Source organism: Lachnospira intestinalis (assembly GCF_040095895.1).
In the GTDB taxonomy this organism is placed as follows: Bacteria; Bacillota; Clostridia; order Lachnospirales; family Lachnospiraceae; genus Lachnospira; species Lachnospira intestinalis.
Map to the genome: position 1 here is coordinate 48424 of NZ_JBBMFS010000008.1, position 18309 is coordinate 66732.

Genomic DNA, 18309 nt, shown 5'->3' on the forward strand with positions numbered 1-18309 from the left:
TGTTGCTCCTCCATACCGCAGACATTTTACTGCTTATCCAGTCCGAGATATTTACTCCAGAACTGAATGTTTTTGATCTCATTTCCACGCTTTAAGAAATCTTCTTTCGCTTTATTGTATTTAAAGTCAATCTGAATGGTGAGTCCCAGTACCTGGAAAAACTTTGCAACAGCCTGACCCCAGCTTCTTTCACATTCAAATGCTTTATTGGCTGTTACATCGTAAAATACAATCTTTTTTGCTCTCCATACTGCCGGGAATGTTACCTGTGCCATGGATACAATACGGATATGCTTCGCCGGAAGCAGATAACCGTTTAAGGTCAGCTTACGCAGGGTATTGTGCAGTATGCTTAACTTTGTCGTTCTGGATGCCTCGTATGTCTTATAGTGGAACGGCACACTGATCTGGTCCATCGGCACTGCCTTATAGCCTGCTGCCATAATTTCCTTGTGCAGTTTTTCACCGTCTGTATTTAAGAAGAAATCCACACCCTTTAAGAAATCCTTTACACCTCTGGTATGTAAATCTACATTCTTATAACGGTAGAACTTACACTCTCTGCGCCACTGTCCCCAGACTGCCTTCTTTAACTGTGCCTTGCCCCAGTCCGGGAAGTGGAATGTATTGTCCACCAGTCTGTTACGGATAATGTAATATTCCAAAAACGAAGAATATTTATTTTCAAAAGGCTCATGCCATACGCAGATACCGTTCATCAAAATCAGATGCTTCATGTTGCGCAGGCCGTATTCAAGGTCATCGCCACGGATAAAAATTGGCAGCGGCAGATTTTCCTCTGTTACGACGTCCATTGGGAAACAGCAGTACCACCATGCATTAAATTCCGTATATTCTTCAATTTCATTAAAGAGGCAGTCCCATGTCACATTCATGTTTAAGTTGGACTTATTGGAAATCAAATTCCCGGCATTCCATGATGCACCGGATTCCACCTGTATATTCGGCTTATCAATACGAAGCATTGCACCGCCGATAAACGCATCGGCATATTCATCCTTTAACAGCGAAAGAATCGTATAGGTCTTTTCAATGGATTCTGTATCGATTGTAATATCATCATCCATTAACAGCGCATGGGTAATGCCATGCGGATTGCCGTTCTTTAAGATTTCCATAAGACCTCTTGTAAATCCGCCTGCACCGCCGGTATTTTTGTTGCGTACGATATGAATTTTGTCACTGCCAAGCTTGTCAATATCCAATGTCTGTCCGTTATCGGATATGAAGACCTCGAGATGCTCCTGTAACGGGCTGTCCGGATTGTTAAATACATGCGCATTTAACAGTCCGATATTCTTTTCAATATAACGTTCACGCTTAAAGGTACAGATATCAATCCCGATTTTAGGCTGTCTTACCGGCTTTTCAATCGCTGTATCCTCATAATAGCCGCCGTAAAGCACAGCGCCGTCTGACAGTGCGGTTACTTCAAAGTACAGCATGCCTTTTTCTTCATTGCCGAATGGGAATGAATAGGAGCTTCTTTCTGTCGTATGCACTTCCTGTCTTACAAGCTCTTTCTTTAAAACTTCTCCGTGAAGAAACAGCTTGCTTGAAAGTGTCACCAGTACATCACCCTGTAATTCCAGATTGACGGATACTTCTTTAACCTGTGTGTACTTTCTCCACTTTTCAATGGAAAATCCGTTAAAATAAGTATCAAATTCCACTTTACCGCCTTTATCCAGCGAAAAGCCTCCGCCCGGCATCATATAGACTTTGCTGCGGTTGATAAAGTTTAAATCGCTTTTTAAATGATTCTCATCTCTGTTGATGTTAAAATCATCATCAATCACATTGGTGTGCAGATATAATTTTTCCTCGGTGCATAATCCCTCTGTCGGCCAAAGTATTTTCTGAAGCTTCATCTTAATTCATTTCTCCCATTCTATCTAATCCACTCCGCTTTTGGAGTATTTATCTTTATCTTTCCCTGTTTTACAGTTCTTTTTCGCACATTTCAAGTGCTGCGGCAATCACCTTATCCATATCGTAATACTTGTATCCGCCAAGACGTCCGCCGAAGATGACCTTGTGTTCCTTGTCGGCAAGCTCCTTGTACTGCTGATACAGGGCGTTGTTCTTGTCATTATTGACCGGATAGTACGGCTCGTCGCCCTTCTTCCATTCGCTTGAGTACTCTCTTGAAATAATGGTTGTCGGCTGCTTGCCGAATTCAAAGTGCTTATGCTCAATAATTCTTGTATACGGCACTTCTCTTTCTGTGTAGTTGACAACGGCATTTCCCTGATAGTTTTCCATCGGCAGTTCTTCTGTTTCAAAACGTACGGAACGGTATTCAAGTACACCCAGCTTATAATCATAGAACTGGTCAATCATACCGGTGTATACAATCTTATCTGCCATTGCATCAAATTCTTCTCTGTTGTCAAGGTAATTCGTATTTAAACGGACTTCAATGCCGTCTAACATCTTTTCTACAATCTTTGTGTAACCGCCAATCGGGATACCCTGATATCTATCGTTGAAGTAGTTGTTATCATAGATAAAACGAAGCGGAAGACGCTTGATGATAAAGGACGGTAAATCCTTGCAGTCACGTCCCCACTGCTTTTCGGTGTAACCCTTAATCAGCTTTTCGTAAACGTCTTTTCCGACTAAGGAAAGTGCCTGTTCTTCAAGGTTCTTTGGCTCTGTAATATTTAAGTCTGCAATCTGTGATGCAATAATGTCCTTTGCTTCCTGTGGTGTTGCAATATTCCACATTTTGCTGAAGGTATTCATGTTAAACGGCAGATTGTAGAGTTCATTCTTATATCTTGCTACCGGTGAGTTGATATAGTTGTTAAATTCCGCAAACTGATTGACATATTCCCAGATTTTCTTATCAGATGTATGGAAAATATGCGCACCGTATTTATGCACATTAATGCCGGATACATTCTCACAGTAAATGTTACCTGCAATATGGTCTCTCTTATCAATCACCAGACAGGTCTTTCCCTTCTTTTTGGCTTCATATGCAAAAACTGCACCGTAAAGACCTGCACCTACTACTAAATAATCATACTTCATTTTTTAATCCTCCTTGTTTTGCGAAGCAAAATGCGACTGCCCCCAAGCAGGAGCAGAGGATTTTACCTCCTTGTTTTGCGAAGCAAAATGCCATGTGAGTTTACTCACATTCTGCCCCAGGCAGGAGCAGCGGATTTTACCTCCTATTTTCCATCTGCCATCATAGCACTTTGTTTTTTTACACTATTTCCCAATCGTGTTCAAATGTACACGGTCCAAATTCATTGTGGACATAATCGCGTACCGTAATCTGCATAATGTTGCGGACATTGTCGTAGAGTTCTCCGTGTTCGCCGTTGATACCGATATCCAGATAATACTTGCCCGGAAGCAGCATCAGCTTTTCAATCGTAAATGTAACGGTTCCCTCTTTCTCCAATACCGGAAGATTATCTCCCGGCTTTGCAAAGCAGCTGCCGTAGCAGTACTGCCAGTTATCGCGGACAAAATCCATATTGAAATTGACGGCAATGCCTTTTAAGGCTGTCGCATATGAAAACTTTAAAACAACCTTATCGCCTGTACTAAAGGTCTGGCATGGATTTCCGTCTTTGTCGTATAAATCCACTTTGGTAAACCGCACCTCATGGCTTCCGTCCCGGCGCGCTTCCGGGTGGACATTCTGTGTCAGTTCAAGAATCGAGCGTCCTCTTTCATCGGAAAGCTTTTCTTTGCTCTCCTCTGCCAGCCTTGCAATACGCTCATCTTCCATCGAATCCAGATAATGCATGCCAATCAGCTTCGGACTGCCGTCCTCTTTGATTTTGCCTTCCTCCAGCCAGATTAAACGGTCACAGATGCTGTATAACTGCTCCATGGAATGTGATACAATAACAATGGTCGTTCCCTGCTCTTTAATCTCTTTTAAGCGTTCAAAACACTTCTTCTGGAAGCTGACGTCACCAACGGCAAGGATTTCATCAATCAGCAGTACATCGGCATTGACGTTAATTGCAACAGCGAATGCAAGACGCATATACATACCGGACGAATAGGTACGCACCGGATTGTCAATATATTCTTCAAGCTCCGAAAAGCGGATAATTTCTTCAAGCCGCTCGTCAATTTCTTCTTTTTTCAGACCGAAAATAGTCGCGTTGATATAAATGTTTTCCCTGCCGGACATATCCGGGTGAAATCCCGCACCCAGCTCAATCAGGCTCGATACCCTGCCTTCGACCTTTACCGTGCCGGAATTCGGCTTTAAAATCTTTGTGAGCAGCTTTAATGTTGTACTTTTGCCGCAGCCGTTACGCCCAATCAGTCCCACTGCCTGTCCCTTTGGAATCTCAAAGGAAATGCCGTCTAGAATCTGTCTGTTTTCGTGGCGGTTTCTGTTGTGGAATATTGCACGTTCCTTGAGCGTGCTTCCCTTGTCCATATAAACCTTAAAATGCTTTTCAACATCTTTTACTTCTACGGAATACTGTATTTCACTCATTATAATTCCTCCGCAAAATTATCATCCAGCTTGGCAAATACGAGTTCTCCGATAATCACCATGACAATCGCAAATACGGCTGAATATAATATATCTTTTCCTAATGGAAGCTCTTTCCAGTATAAAATTCTGTGATAAGACTCAATAACCGCAGTCATCGGATTCACCTTAAACAGCCACTTGATATTCGCCGGAATCATCTCCAGGGAATACATAATCGGTGTTCCGTAAATCCATGCCATTAAAACAACGGTTGTAATGTGTTCCAAATCCTTAAAAAATACGGTTCCTGCCGATACAATCAGGGCAAAGCCCAGTGACAGCAGATATTCGATTGCCATAATAAGCGGCAGGTAAAGCAGTGCCTCTATGCGCACACCGATTCCTGAAATAAATAATACGGCAAATACAATGACAAAACAAAACAGCATATTGATAAAATTAGAGGTCACACAGGAAACCGGAAGGACTTCCCTCGGAAAATAGATTTTTTTAATCATATCCCCCTGATACCGTACACAGCCGGACCCCTGCCGGAGTGACATATCAAAAAACAGCCACGGAATCATGCCCACAATCATGTAAACATAAAACTTGTCCAGGTTGCTTCGGACAATCACTGAAAACACAATTGTATATACTATAATCTGACAAAGCGGATTGATAAACGTCCATAAAAATCCTAATACGGAACCCTTATATTTCCCTCTTAAATCCTTTTTCACAAGACTTCCTATCATATCGCTGTAGGAAATAATGTCTTTGATTCGTTCTTTCATGAAGATTCTATCCTTTCATATTGCAAGAATTTTAATTCTTTGTAATAAACCATTCCTAATCGTAACACATTTGTAATATCTACACAATACAAATCTTTGATAACCCTTTGCATTTTTATAGGATATCTCTTTATTTTTAATAGTATCCCTTTATTTTGTATTTTAAAGTATAATAAAGAATGTCCAGATTCATCAGTACTACACTTATTTTTTGCCGTTTACTTCCATTTTGTTTTAGCTTTGATTTTAACGCATAGCGGCGGCGCAGAATCTGTATTTTCTTTTTATCATATCCTTCTGTCTGTTCCAGAAATTCGCAGACGGCATAAAAAGAACGCTCCATTGCCTCATACGATGATGAATAACTGTTTACGGTATCATTGTGGATATAGATTTTATCCTCTATGGCACAGAAGCTTCTTTTTTCGTGAAACATCAGTAGCCACAGCAGAAAATCGTCACAGCCGTTTACGGTAAGACGGCGTTTGCACCAGTCCCTGGGTATCACAGCTTTACGGATCAGGCACTGTCCCGGTGAAAATATCATATCTGTGCCATACAGATACATTTTTTCATGCCCCACTTCTTTTAGTACCGCCTTTTTGGCATAAATCGGAATCTGTTTTTCTAAAATATGCTCCGGCGTAAAAAATAAGCGGCAGCCATTGCCCGCCACAACATCTGCGTGGGTCTGCTCTGCCGCTGTAAGTAATGTCCGTACCGCACTGTCTGAAATGGCATCGTCCTGGTCTAAAAATAAAATGTACTCTCCCTGTGCTTTTGAAAGCCCTGTCAGTCTTGCCGCATGAATCCCTTGATTTTCCGTGTGGTTGACGGCAGTCAATTCAAAAGCCTGGTCAGGTACATAATTTCGTATCAGTTCTTCTTCCTTCAAAAGGCCGTCTGCCGGACTGTCATTGACCAGAATAAATTCCAGTTTTGCCTTCGGCACATTTTTACCTTTTTGCGCAGCCGGAAGCAGCTCTGCATTTTTTCGTATCATCGCCATCAGACCCGGAATATAGTCTGTTCCTTTATATAACGGAGTAATAATGCTTACTTTGATTTCATTCATATTTACAGACACTCCCTGAATAATTCCATATACTGCGCCGCGATTTTCTGGTAATCATACATTTTCAGCATTTCCTTGCTTTTATCTTCAAGCGCCTCACCGTTCTCCGGTTCTTTAAAAAAAGCCAGAATCGCTGTGGCAAGTGCTTCCACATCATCCGCCGGTTCATAATAATGGCACAGTCCCTTTGTCACCTCATAATTTGCGGATACTCTGGACAGCAATGTCGGCACCTTTAAAATCATCGCTTCCACCGCCGTCATGCCAAAGCCCTCAAACAGGGATGGATTAATATACAGGCAGCTGTTTACCAGAAGCTCTCTTTTTTTCTTTCCGTCCACAAAACCCGTAAAAATGACACGCCCGGACAGGTTATGCTGCTCTACATACTCCTTTAAATACGCTACGCGCTTTGGCACATTGCCCACCAGCACCAGATTCCTGTCAATGCAGTCTGCAATCATTTCAAATGCTTTAATCAGCGTAATAATATTTTTATGGTGAAACTGCAGATTAATTGCAACAATATCACCTTTTTTTGGCGTCGGCGGAATCACGTCATTGACATGTACCTTAATCGGATTATAAATCTGCACAATCTTATCTTTATACCGCGCATAATAATTCTGGATTTCTGAGCGGTCTGCTTTACTGATAGCAATAATTTTATCTGCGTGCTTAAAATCCACTGCATACATGACTTTGTATAACAGATATTTATACCATGCCACCTTCACACTGCCCATTACCCGGTGCGATACCGCTTTAATATCGTGTGGAATCATGACGGTCGGTACCTTCAGTTTTCTCAGTCCGTTGGTACAGCTGGCATGAAAGACAACCCCGATATTGTATTTACGGATGACTTTCGGCACAATCCATGTATTTACCCGTTCAATATCCAGCAGACGTACAAGCTCCGACTCTTTTTTCGGCGGTTTTACCGTGATCACCGTCACTCCGGGTGCAATCTGCTCCAGATAAGCCTTTGCATAGTCATAGCACAGCACAACGCACGCACCCATGTCTTTATTTTTACAAATGCCTTCCAGCAGATTTATCGCAACCTGGTCTTTTCCCCCGGCATGCTGACGGCTCAAATATATATAATTAAGCAGTATTTTTTTCTGTTCATCCTCTTTCATCATTCTCACCACATTCATATTTTTAATGCCGTTTATTCGGACGGCTCATCGTAATAATGTTTAAAATATACCCTGTAGAAAATCGCCCACGTATCCCGGAATGCCTTTACAATATCGGACATCCCGATTCTTCGGGTATTCTTATCCCGCACATAGACAACCTTCACCGGCATCTGCTCGATTTTAAACCCTCTGCGGTGAACCGCTACTAAAAGTTCAATATCGTATGCAAAACCGGACGTCCGCACCAGATGTGCCACCGGCTTTACAGCCTCTGCCTTAAAAACCTTTAATCCGGTCTGCGTATCACGCACATTCAGATGAAACAGCACAAGAAGCATCATATAGTAGCCAAGGCTTATCACCTTGCGTACAAACGGATAGTGAAGTTCAGAATCCTTGTGGAACTTACATCCAATCACAACATCGCTTCCGCTTTCCTGCATTTTCTTTAAATAGCCCTCAAGCTGTGCGGGATTTAACTCTAAATCCGCATCCACAAACGCAATATAATTGCCCTCTGCCTGACTGATTCCTGAAATAATGGCATTGCCCTTGCCACGGTTTTTATTGGATGTCACCAGCTTTATGCGTGTACCGGACACCCGCATGCCCGGCACAACCGGGTGCGGCTGTTTCGCATCATCGCGTATGGCACGCTCAATTTCCTGCTTTGTCTTATCCTTACTGCCGTCATTGACGGCAATAATCTCCAAATCCGGTGCAAACTGCTCCACGATGGATAGTGTCTGCATAATACTGTTATAAATCAGTGCCTCCTCATTATAGGCCGGCATGACAATTGATAATTTTCCCCTTAACTGATACATACTTCTCCAATACCCTGTTATTCAGATATATATTCATATACCGCCACCGGCTGTATGCTGCTTACAAATTCCTGTGCATACGGAATCCACGCTGCAATACCGTCCAGTTCTTCCGGCATCTTTACATCCATCTGTATTTTATTATCTTTATGATAAACGGTGTCCATCCCGCTATCCGCTACCGCTCCGGATTCAGGTTCTCCGCTGATTACATAGACATGGCTGTAACGGTCTTTTAACCTTGCACACTGCACTGCTGCCGCTTCTTTATCTTCCTTTAACGGATATACCGGACAGTCTGTCATATATTTTAACGAAACCATCAGCTGTGGAACGACTTCTTCCCCAAGTACCACCACACTGTCTTTTTCATCTACGGTTTCTGCAAGCTCTGTAAGAATTTTCCACTGCAGCTGGGTCTGATCCTGACCGTTCACTACAATCCCCGCATACGGAATCAGAACTGCTGCCACCGCAAGCGCCGCCGCGGCACAGAGCATACCGTATCCGTCCCTTAAAAGCCGGATATGAGCCATACTTTCCGCCGTCCGTGACAATATATACGCCCCCAGTACAACGATTACTGCTATATATGGCACAATATATCTTCCATAGTAATAATAATGTAGTATTTCTTTCTTAAATACGGCTGAATAAATGATAACACAATAATAAAACATTGCCGTCAAAAGTACAATAGAATCCTTCTTTTTAAACCATGACGGACGTAAAAAGGCCGCGATAAAAATCACCGGCATGAGTATTATACCACTGCTTAACAGATACGCATAGCTTGTCATATAGGCTGACGGATACGCACTTTTTTTCATTACCAGCAGGCATGCTGCGAGTCCTGCCGCTGCAAATACCCATACAAAAATCCGCCAGCAGGTATTCTTGAACCGATTCTGCTCTTTCCGCATAGATTGTGCATTTACGGATACCGCTTTTGTGTTTTTCTTTACCGGAAGAAGTCCAAGCACCAGCGAAAACACGATTCCTGCCACGGACACCGCCGTTACAAAGGCTTTGAGGTTTGACGGGCCTACCGGTCCGATATATAAACGGTCATAGTTGCCATACACATATGTAAGCGAACTTGCATGCATCATGAAAAAACCTGCAAGATATCCGGCAAGCATGACAACTGCCCCGGCAATATAGCTTTTCCTGCCTGTTTTAAAATATAATCCGTATGCCATCAGCACAAATAACGGCATAAATACATAAATTGTAATATGTAAAAATGCAAATACAACGACCGGTATGCAAAAGAGCCAGCGGTATTCTTCATGCTTTTTGTCTGTTAAAAGATAAAGCATTGCTAAAATGACAAATGCCAGCGTTGTTTCCACAAGAGAGGTTTTTGCCTGCCACAAAACCTGCGGTGACAACACATATAAAAAGAGTGCAATCGCTTTATACAGTGTCTTTATTTCCAGATTTTCAAGCACAAGCCATAAAAGAAATACAGATAATGCCAGAATCCATGTTCCCAGCTGCATCATATGCTCCACGCCGCAAACTCTTGCATATACGGCAAGCAGCGCACTGAATGTATGTACCCCATGCAGACTGCCGGTTGTATCATTTTGTGCCACGCCCTGCACCTGTTCTTCATCCAGCGTAAAATTATATCCCTCCAGATGATTTCCGATTGCCGCCATGTAATCACTTTTATCCGATGCTGATACACAATCCCCGTACTCGTCAAATGTCATGAAATTATTATTATAACCATAGACATATCCGATTGCCTTTGCCTGATAAACGCCTTCGTCCTGTCCCATGCCAAACATTCCGAATGTCGTCCCCACAAGCGGTATCACCGCCAGCAAAAAGCCAATCCCTATAAGATTTTTCTTCCACTGGAATGTGCAGGACGGCTTTGTCTTTTTATATGCATAAGCCGCTCCCGCCGCTGCCACTGTAAATCCCAGTGTCAACGCTGCCGCTCTTTCCAGTGAAAAAATATTCAATCCGATTAAAATGCCCGCTGAAAGCAGATATGCAAGCACTGTTTCCGATACACCAAGCAGGACAAGTTCTGCAAAATCTCTCTGCTGATAAAGCATCGAAAGTCCCACGCCTGCTGCCCCGGCTGCCACAAGCAGCAACACCGCCGTCAAAATGCCTGCTATTCCGCTGTGCACGCCTGCCTCAATAACGATGCCTGCTGCCGTTATAACCATTCCTGCCACGAAAAGTTCCGGCAAAATCTTCTGTGCCGTTTTTTCTGCTTTTATATACCCCATGCAGTGTATCAGGATATCCGCCACACACACAAGCACAAGCACAATGCCGGATACCAGCCACAGATACTGTGTAAACCCTTTGCCTGCATTAATCATGACGTCATCTTCCGGTTGGAAATGCATTGTAACCACATACACCAGACCTGCCAGACATAATAAAATGAGTGTACGCAAAAAGGGTCTGACGATACTTTCCGTTTGCTTTAAACAGACATTTGGTTTTCCTCCCGCAATCCGGCAGATTACCGCCTCCACAACAGACAATAGCCATAAAACCGCCAGTGTCTTATTGAGCGAAAATCCGCCGAAAAGGGCAAGAATTCCTCCTGACATGCCAAAGCCTGCAAGCAGCACTGCAAAAGAAACGGTGACTGCATCCATCAGCTCCATCCTTTTTCCGATACATACAATTCCATACGTAAGCACTGTTATTATCATCAGTACCACTGCTGTACTATTCACGTCAAACCCTCCAATATTCTCTTAAATTTATCTTAATTTATAGAAAACCAGTCTTTCATCATTACTTACAACCGGTGTCACACCGGTATATTCCTGCACACTCTTTTCCAGCGCCGTCCACTCCGGTTCTTCATAGGCATCGCGGTTAATATACAGACCGTCAAAACCCTTTGATAAAATTTCCTGAATCATCTTATCAACCGGCAGGGAAGCCGTTTGTTCATACCAGATATCCGTGTCACTTCCGTCTGTTGTACCAAAACTCCATTTTAACTTATCAGAATGAAGATATCCGATATAATGTGATAAATGTCCCATATCATTCTGAATATCCCCTTCCGGATACTCTGCATACGGAAGCTGGAATATACTGTCATCTTCATCCATGACTGCATCCACCCGTGCAAAGAAATCCGCATCACTTATCCATTCTTCTTTATTACTTTCAAAATTAAAAGATACGGACGGATTCTGCTCCCAGATGGCAAACAGCATCACAAGGGCAACTCCGCCCATGTATACACATTTCCATACGGTTTTCGCAATCTTTCCTTCCCACTCATTTAAAAGCAGGCAAACCGCGGTTATGGCAAAAAATCCGATAAATACGGAGATTCTGTTATATCCTCTGATAATTTCAATGCCCGTCATAAATATGATAGAACCGAAACCACCCATTGTTGCCAGCAGAATCCCGCAGATATTGAGGTCTGCAAGTACTGTCAGGCGCTTTGTAAGCGTGCTTTCGTTCTTTCTTCTTGTAAAAAGCCATACCAGCAGGAATAAAAATCCGACCGCACCGACAATGCCGATGTATGCCGTCCAGTTTTCATTGACACACGGTACATATTCATTATACGCATAAATCAGCTTTTCAAGCGGTCTGATACCGTGTCCGTTTACCGGAAGCAGCAGCTGGATAATCTTTAAACAGTACGTTTCAGAATCGGCAATACTGCGGATTCTGCCTTCCAGTCCTGTTCCACCATGTACAATCCTGTAAAAAATTTCCGGGATAATGGAAATCACAACGCATACAATCACACTGAGGATACTGATACAGCCGCGCTTCAAATAATTCCAGTCTTTCGTGCGGAGCAGTGCCGTAAGCATTGCCACCATTAAGAAAAAGCAGGCAAATATCTGCCAGTAACCAATGCCTTCGCTGGCAATTAAAAATGCCATGATAAAGCCCGCATAGTTGCGTTTATACTTAAAAAAGCCCTTGCCCGGCAGCATAAAGCGTTCATCTTCATACAGCCAGATACACATTAATACCGCAAGCGGAACAAAATAGTAGCAGGACAATACAATGTGCCCGATGCCGCGGATAAAGATAAACGGCAGGAAAGCATATACGAGCGCCCCGCCTGTTGACAGCCACTCTTTAATGCGGAGCTGTCTGAGAACAAAATATGCCACATAGGCAATCATATAAAATGCGGATAAATAGACAAGATTGACCGTTTTGGCAACCTGTCCGCCCGTAATCCATAAAAATAATTTCTCAAAAAATACATCTGCATTATGCAGACCTGCAATGACATCCGAGGTATTATAATAATACCCATCCAATGCTGTCAGTTTGTCCGTTCCGATATTCCATCCGGATTCCTGCACCAGCCTTACCGATACAAGCGCTGACATTTCATCACCACCCTTGTATTCAAGCGGATATGTTAAATCCTGTCCTCGAAGTCCCAGAAAATGCACTACCAAAACAGTAACTGCCAACGTAATAAATACGAGTGCAGCCGCATCTTTATACCATTTTTTCACAAATTCCCATACTTGTTCTTTTTTCATAAAATGATTCGTTCCTTTTCGTTTTATTAAAACAAAAAAGACTGCCGTATAAACGACAGTCTTTTTCCAAAATTTATATGCCGGCGACCGGGGTCGAACCGGTACGGGAGTATAAGTCCCGCAGGATTTTAAGTCCTGTGCGTCTGCCAATTCCGCCACGCCGGCCTGATTGTTACTCCGTTTCTTTTATATAGATGAAACAGAATGGACGGAGAAGGATTCGAACCTTCGAAGGCATCGCCAGCAGATTTACAGTCTGTCCCCTTTGGCCACTCGGGAATCCGTCCAAACGTGAGCATATCGCTCACATTTTGTTATTTTATCATATCTTTATGTCGTTGGCAATTGTTTTTTTTATAAATTTAAAAACTTTTACTTCTGACATAAGTCCTGCGCTCTCCAGTATTCCAGTGTTTCCCGTAAGGTCTGCTCCAACGGAATCTGTGGTTTCCAGCCGGTACAGTCATGTACCTTTGAAATATCCGGTTCAATAATCGGCACATCGACCGGACGCAGTCTTTGTGCATCTACCCGGACTTCAATTTTCTTATCCGAGAGTGAAATAATCCGGTCTAAAATTTCCTGAATTGCCAGTGCATGTCCTGTTCCGATATTATAGGTTTCACCGGCTTTTCCCTTCTGCACCAGTAGGGCGTATGCTCTTACAACATCACGCACATCGGTAAAATCACGCTTTGCCGAAAGATTTCCGACATACATCACCGGGTCTTTGATTCCTTTTTCAATCTCTGCCACCTGTTTACAGAAATCCGCAACTACAAAAAGCGGTGTCTGGTTCGGACCGATATGATTAAATGCACGGACCATCATGACATCCATATGGTATGCCGCCGCATAAATGCTGCCAAGCATATTCTGGCAGGACTTTGTTGCCGCATAGATATTTCCCGGACGAAGCACCGTATCTTCAATAATCGGACATTCTTCCTGCCGGATATGTCCGTATTCTTCTCCTGAACCAATCAACAGTACACGCGGCTTATAATCCAGTTCGCGAACAGCATCCAGCATATTGACCGCACCCTTGATATTGACATCAATGGTCAGCGCCGGATTTTTCCACGATACCGATACCGAAGACTGTGCAGCCAGATGAAAAATATAATCCGGGCGCACTGTTTCCAACACATCGGTAATCTCACTTTTATTCAGAATATCACAATCATAGACGACTGCATTTGAAAGGGCAAGCTGTTCTTTTGCGGTCTTTGTTACGGCGACCTCATATCCTAAATCATCATGAAGATGATTTACCAGATACGGGCCTACGAATCCGCCGCCCCCGATAATCAATGCTTTCATAGTTTTCTCCCATTTGGCATGTATTTTAGTTGGCTGACTTGATTTCTTTTTCTACGATTGCAAGGTCATTCTTTACCATGCGTTCTACCAGTTCGTTAAAACTGATTTCTCTTTCCCAGCCAAGTTCTTTTTCTGCCTTTGCAGGATTACCAATTAAAAGTTCTACTTCTGCCGGTCTGAAGAAATCCGGATTTACCTTTAATACAACCTTTCCTGTTGCCTTATCCTTTGCAATTTCATTCACGCCTTCGCCTTCAAATTCCACCTCAATGCCGGCTGCCTTGAATGCAGCTTGTGCAAATTCACGGACCGTTCTTGTTTCATTGGTTGCAATTACGTAATCTTCTGCATGATCCTGCTGTAATAACAGCCACATTGCGCGCACGTAATCCTTTGAGTGACCCCAGTCACGTTTTGCATCCAGATTTCCCAGTTCTACATGATCCTGTACACCCAGCTTAATGCGTGCAACCGCATGTGTAATCTTTCTTGTTACGAATTCCAGACCACGTCTTTCACTTTCATGGTTGAAAAGAATACCTGAGCAGGCATACATATCGTAGCTTTCTCTGTAATTCTTTGTAATCCAGTGTCCGTAAAGCTTTGCAACGCCGTATGGGCTTCTCGGATAAAACGGTGTTGTTTCGTCCTGTGGAATTGCCTGTACCTTACCGAACATTTCTGATGTTGAAGCCTGATAAAATCTTGCTTCCGGTTTTACAATGCGGATTGCTTCAAGCATATTGGTAACACCGATGGCATCAATGTCTGCTGTCGTACATGGTGTATCCCATGAAGTTGCAACGAAAGACTGTGCAGCCAGATTGTAGACTTCATCTGCCTGCGAAATCTTCATGGCTGTGATTAAAGATACAATATCCTGCATATCTGCATAGATAAAGTGAATCTTATCCTTGATATGGTCTACATTACCATAGTCTACTACGCTCTTTCTTCTCATCAGACCATATACTTTATAACCTTTTTCCAGTAAAAGTTCTGCAAGGTAAGACCCGTCCTGTCCTGTGATTCCTGTAATTAATGCGCTTTTCATCATTCTTCTCCTATACAATTATTATTATTGGATAATTATTTATTTTTATAAATATTCATTTCTGCCGGACTCTCTTAATTTTGCGAGTACCTGCTTGATTTCTCCGGCATTTTCCTTCGTTGTAATCAGCGTGGCATCCTTTGTATCCACCACCACAACATCCCGGAGTCCTACGGTTGCAATGAGCTTGTCAGCTCCTTCAATGACACAGTTTTTCGTATTGACTGTAACAACATTGCCATTGACGACATTGCCGTTCTCGTCATTCTGCTTGATTCTTCCGACTGCCAGCCATGAACCGACATCATCCCAGCCGAAGTTTCCTGCCAGTGTGTAAATGTTTTCTGCCTTTTCCATAATACCGTAATCGACGGACTGGGATTCCAGGTTCGGGAATTCCTTTTCCAGTACAGTATCTTCCTGCGGTGTTCCCACGGCTTCTTTAATCTTTAACAGACCGTCATGGGTGGATGGCATATACTTTTTGAAGCAGTCTAAAATCGTAGACACTCTCCAGACAAACATGCCTGAATTCCAAAGATAGCTGCCATCTGCCAGATAAGACTTAGCGGTTTCTAAATCCGGCTTCTCTACAAATCGCTGTACCGGATAGCTCTCCCCATTCTTTGCAGCGCTGTCATACTTGATATAACCGTAGCCTGTTTCCGGATAGTTCGGTGTGATACCAACGGTTACAAGATTTTCACCTTCCTCTGCAAGCGCACACGCATTTGTAAAAGTTTCCGCAAAAATATCATTGTGCTTAATCAGATGGTCGGACGGTAATACAATCATCACGGCATCGTCATATTTTTTTGCCACATGAACGGCACCCAGTCCGATACACGGTGCTGTATTTCTTCCAACCGGTTCACAGAGGATGTTTTCCTCCGGCAATCCTGGAAGCTGCTGCTTTACAAGCTCCTTATAATTCTTATTCGTTGCTATATAAACATCTTCAAGCTCTACGAGTGGGCGGATACGCTCAACTGTCAGCTGAATCATGGTCTTTCCGTCGTCTGTCAGGGATAAAAACTGCTTTGGAAGTGTTACACGGCTTCTCGGCCAGAAACGTTCACCCTTGCCACCTGCCATAATGAGTGCTGTTTTCTTCATACTAATCTCCATTCCGCAGGCATTTTAATGCCGGAGGAATCGCGAGCCAAATCTTATTTGGCTCTGCGATAAAAAGCGACTTTGTGACGCCTGCGGCACAAAGTGCTGTGTGACAAAGCTTTGATTTAAGGTTTTGTCACACTGATCTCCATTTCTGCCGCTCCTGCGGCATTCTCAATTTGGTGTCAATTATACCGTTTTCTGTTTTTCCTGTCAACAAGCGTGTATTTCTTATTTATATACAAACCATTCCTGCACTTTGTACGTATATCATTATGTACATTTGTTTACGAAGTTACACATAAAAAGCAGCAGCCATGATACAATTTCATGTGTATCATGGCTGTCTCTCCTCCGCTTATGGATTATTGTATCAGAAGTTCGCGTAAATAAATGCTGAACCATCACCTGTATAGGCAAAAATAAAAATAATGACAATAAACGCATACCAGACTGCCCAGCGGACAATGAGCGGCTTTGCCGCAATTGCCTCCCGGACTGCCACACCGCGTTCTTTAAGCAGACTGACAATAAAAATGATGATACAGCCTGCCAGCACAATCAGGAAATCTCTCCTACCCATGCCAAGTTCTAAAAATGCCGTACCGGTAAACTGGCTCATGCTCATTTTTGTAAAGGTTTCTTTCATCATGACCAGTGCCGCACTAAATGACACCGCCATATCAAAATACCAGCCGATATTGACAAGGATAAAGGTTCTTATAATCTGAACCACCGTCCATGCCTTCGATTCTTTGTGAATCTTTGTCTTTTCAAAGCCCTTTGCATACAGTGGCTCTAACAGACTGCTTACGGCAATAATAATACCATTATACATACCGTATGCGATATATTTCCATGCTGCGCCATGCCATATACCGACAACGAAGAAAATCAAAAGGTCGGCAAGACAGATTGGCATTGCCTTTCCCACGGTATTGCCCAGATGCTTTTTACTCCACTTACCGAAGCGGTTCATCTGCTTTGAAAGAGAAAATGGATAGAAAATGTAATCCTTCATCCATGTCCCCAGTGTAATGTGCCATCTTCTCCAGAATTCTCCGATGGATTTTGAAAAGAACGGCTGACGGAAGTTTTCGTCCATGCGGATTCCAAAAATCTCTGCCGTACCGATTACAATATCAATACCGCCGGAAAAATCCGCATACAGCTGTACACAGTACAGTAATACTGCCACTAAATTATACCAGCCGCCATATTCCGTATAATTGCCGAATACCGTTGTAACAAATCCTGCCACACGGTCTGCCAGTACCATTTTCTTAAAACAGCCCCAAAGAATCCGCTGCAAGCCAAACTCGGCTGCCTTTAACGAAAAAGAACGTCCTTCATAAAGCTGGCGCGCCAGCCGGTCAAAACGGCCGATCGGACCCTGTAACAGCTGTGGGAAAAAAGATACAAACAGCGCATATTTAAAAATATTCTTTTCAGCGCTGTATTTTCCCTGATAAACATCAATAATATAACTGATGGACTGGAAAGTGTAAAATGAAATTCCCAGCGGTAAAATGATGTTGACCGGCTCAAAATACTGTCCGTGTCCGACCGCCAGCACCAGTGCATCAATATTTTCAATCACGAAATTTAAATATTTTACAACGCCAAGCAGTCCGAAGCACAGCAGAAGCATTGCCACTACGACACGGCGTTTGTTTTTCTTGACCTTTTCTTTATAGGCTTTTTTTGCCGCACGGTCCAATGTTTCCTTATTGGCTGCCAGATAGGCCTTACTGCTTTCATTCATGCGGGTCAACAGGATGCCGCCCGTATACGTGACGACCGTTGTAAATATCAAAAAGACCGATGTCTTAATACTGAATGTAAAGTAATATAAATAACTTAATACGAGCAGCCATACCCACTGCAGCTTCTTTGGAAGCAGATAGTAAATCAGCACACCCATTGCAAGAAACAGAAAAAAATGAAGTGTTGTAAATGACAT

The 18309-nt window shown here is 42.9% G+C and carries 13 protein-coding genes and 2 tRNA genes; all 15 read right to left on the minus strand.

What is annotated here, in order from left to right:
• Positions 1–26: 26 nt before the first annotated feature.
• The 15 genes from WMO37_RS09990 to WMO37_RS10060 all read right to left on the minus strand — a co-directional run bounded on the left by WMO37_RS09990 (position 27) and on the right by WMO37_RS10060 (position 18309).
• The gene (locus WMO37_RS09990) at positions 27–1892 is read right to left on the minus strand and encodes a glycosyltransferase (RefSeq protein WP_349154922.1); all 1866 of its coding nucleotides are present in this window, start codon (positions 1890–1892) and stop codon (positions 27–29) included.
• 70 nt (positions 1893–1962) lie between these two features.
• Positions 1963–3060: a UDP-galactopyranose mutase gene (gene glf / locus WMO37_RS09995; protein ID WP_022433122.1), complete on the minus strand. Its 1098-nt coding sequence runs from the start codon at positions 3058–3060 to the stop codon at positions 1963–1965.
• A gap of 178 nt (positions 3061–3238) precedes the next feature.
• Positions 3239–4501, minus strand: a complete 1263-nt coding sequence (locus tag WMO37_RS10000) for an ABC transporter ATP-binding protein (RefSeq protein ID WP_349154923.1) — start codon at positions 4499–4501, stop codon at positions 3239–3241.
• On the minus strand, positions 4501–5280 hold the full coding sequence (locus tag WMO37_RS10005; RefSeq protein ID WP_022433124.1) for an ABC transporter permease: 780 nt from the start codon (positions 5278–5280) through the stop codon (positions 4501–4503). The genes WMO37_RS10000 and WMO37_RS10005 overlap by 1 nt, the downstream gene beginning before the upstream one ends.
• A 136-nt stretch (positions 5281–5416) precedes the next feature.
• Positions 5417–6355, minus strand: coding sequence for a glycosyltransferase family 2 protein (locus WMO37_RS10010; RefSeq protein ID WP_349154924.1), 939 nt, complete (start codon positions 6353–6355; stop codon positions 5417–5419).
• Between the two features lie 2 nt (positions 6356–6357).
• Positions 6358–7500: a glycosyltransferase family 4 protein gene (locus WMO37_RS10015; protein ID WP_349154925.1), complete on the minus strand. Its 1143-nt coding sequence runs from the start codon at positions 7498–7500 to the stop codon at positions 6358–6360.
• A 32-nt stretch (positions 7501–7532) separates the two neighbouring features.
• Entirely contained in the window at positions 7533–8330 is a 798-nt protein-coding gene (locus WMO37_RS10020; protein ID WP_349154926.1) for a glycosyltransferase family 2 protein, read from the minus strand.
• Between the two features lie 17 nt (positions 8331–8347).
• Positions 8348–11047, minus strand: coding sequence for a hypothetical protein (locus WMO37_RS10025; protein WP_349154927.1), 2700 nt, complete (start codon positions 11045–11047; stop codon positions 8348–8350).
• 27 nt (positions 11048–11074) lie between these two features.
• Positions 11075–12853, minus strand: a complete 1779-nt coding sequence (locus WMO37_RS10030) for a hypothetical protein (RefSeq protein WP_349154928.1) — start codon at positions 12851–12853, stop codon at positions 11075–11077.
• Between the two features lie 78 nt (positions 12854–12931).
• Positions 12932–13018, minus strand: a tRNA-Leu gene (locus WMO37_RS10035).
• A 40-nt stretch (positions 13019–13058) separates the two neighbouring features.
• Positions 13059–13140: transfer RNA gene (locus tag WMO37_RS10040), tRNA-Tyr, on the minus strand.
• Between the two features lie 85 nt (positions 13141–13225).
• Positions 13226–14176, minus strand: coding sequence for a GDP-mannose 4,6-dehydratase (locus WMO37_RS10045; RefSeq protein WP_349154929.1), 951 nt, complete (start codon positions 14174–14176; stop codon positions 13226–13228).
• Between the two features lie 25 nt (positions 14177–14201).
• Complete coding sequence (gmd, locus tag WMO37_RS10050) at positions 14202–15230, minus strand: GDP-mannose 4,6-dehydratase (RefSeq protein WP_349154930.1); 1029 nt, start codon at positions 15228–15230, stop codon at positions 14202–14204.
• A 45-nt stretch (positions 15231–15275) separates the two neighbouring features.
• Entirely contained in the window at positions 15276–16346 is a 1071-nt protein-coding gene (locus WMO37_RS10055; RefSeq protein WP_349154931.1) for a mannose-1-phosphate guanylyltransferase, read from the minus strand.
• A gap of 373 nt (positions 16347–16719) precedes the next feature.
• Positions 16720–18309, minus strand: a complete 1590-nt coding sequence (locus WMO37_RS10060; protein ID WP_349154932.1) for an MBOAT family O-acyltransferase — start codon at positions 18307–18309, stop codon at positions 16720–16722.

What these genes read in the sequence shown, in the direction of transcription:
- WMO37_RS09990 (WP_349154922.1), bottom strand. Translation starts at nt 1,892, where the DNA reads ATGAAGCTTCAGAAAATACTTTGGCCGACAGAGGGATTATGCACCGAG.
- glf (WP_022433122.1), bottom strand. Translation starts at nt 3,060, where the DNA reads ATGAAGTATGATTATTTAGTAGTAGGTGCAGGTCTTTACGGTGCAGTT.
- WMO37_RS10000 (WP_349154923.1), bottom strand. Translation starts at nt 4,501, where the DNA reads ATGAGTGAAATACAGTATTCCGTAGAAGTAAAAGATGTTGAAAAGCAT.
- WMO37_RS10005 (WP_022433124.1), bottom strand. Translation starts at nt 5,280, where the DNA reads ATGAAAGAACGAATCAAAGACATTATTTCCTACAGCGATATGATAGGA.
- WMO37_RS10010 (WP_349154924.1), bottom strand. Translation starts at nt 6,355, where the DNA reads ATGAATGAAATCAAAGTAAGCATTATTACTCCGTTATATAAAGGAACA.
- WMO37_RS10015 (WP_349154925.1), bottom strand. Translation starts at nt 7,500, where the DNA reads ATGAAAGAGGATGAACAGAAAAAAATACTGCTTAATTATATATATTTG.
- WMO37_RS10020 (WP_349154926.1), bottom strand. Translation starts at nt 8,330, where the DNA reads ATGTATCAGTTAAGGGGAAAATTATCAATTGTCATGCCGGCCTATAAT.
- WMO37_RS10030 (WP_349154928.1), bottom strand. Translation starts at nt 12,853, where the DNA reads ATGAAAAAAGAACAAGTATGGGAATTTGTGAAAAAATGGTATAAAGAT.
- WMO37_RS10045 (WP_349154929.1), bottom strand. Translation starts at nt 14,176, where the DNA reads ATGAAAGCATTGATTATCGGGGGCGGCGGATTCGTAGGCCCGTATCTG.
- gmd (WP_349154930.1), bottom strand. Translation starts at nt 15,230, where the DNA reads ATGAAAAGCGCATTAATTACAGGAATCACAGGACAGGACGGGTCTTAC.
- WMO37_RS10055 (WP_349154931.1), bottom strand. Translation starts at nt 16,346, where the DNA reads ATGAAGAAAACAGCACTCATTATGGCAGGTGGCAAGGGTGAACGTTTC.
- WMO37_RS10060 (WP_349154932.1), bottom strand. Translation starts at nt 18,309, where the DNA reads ATGTCATTTACAACACTTCATTTTTTTCTGTTTCTTGCAATGGGTGTG.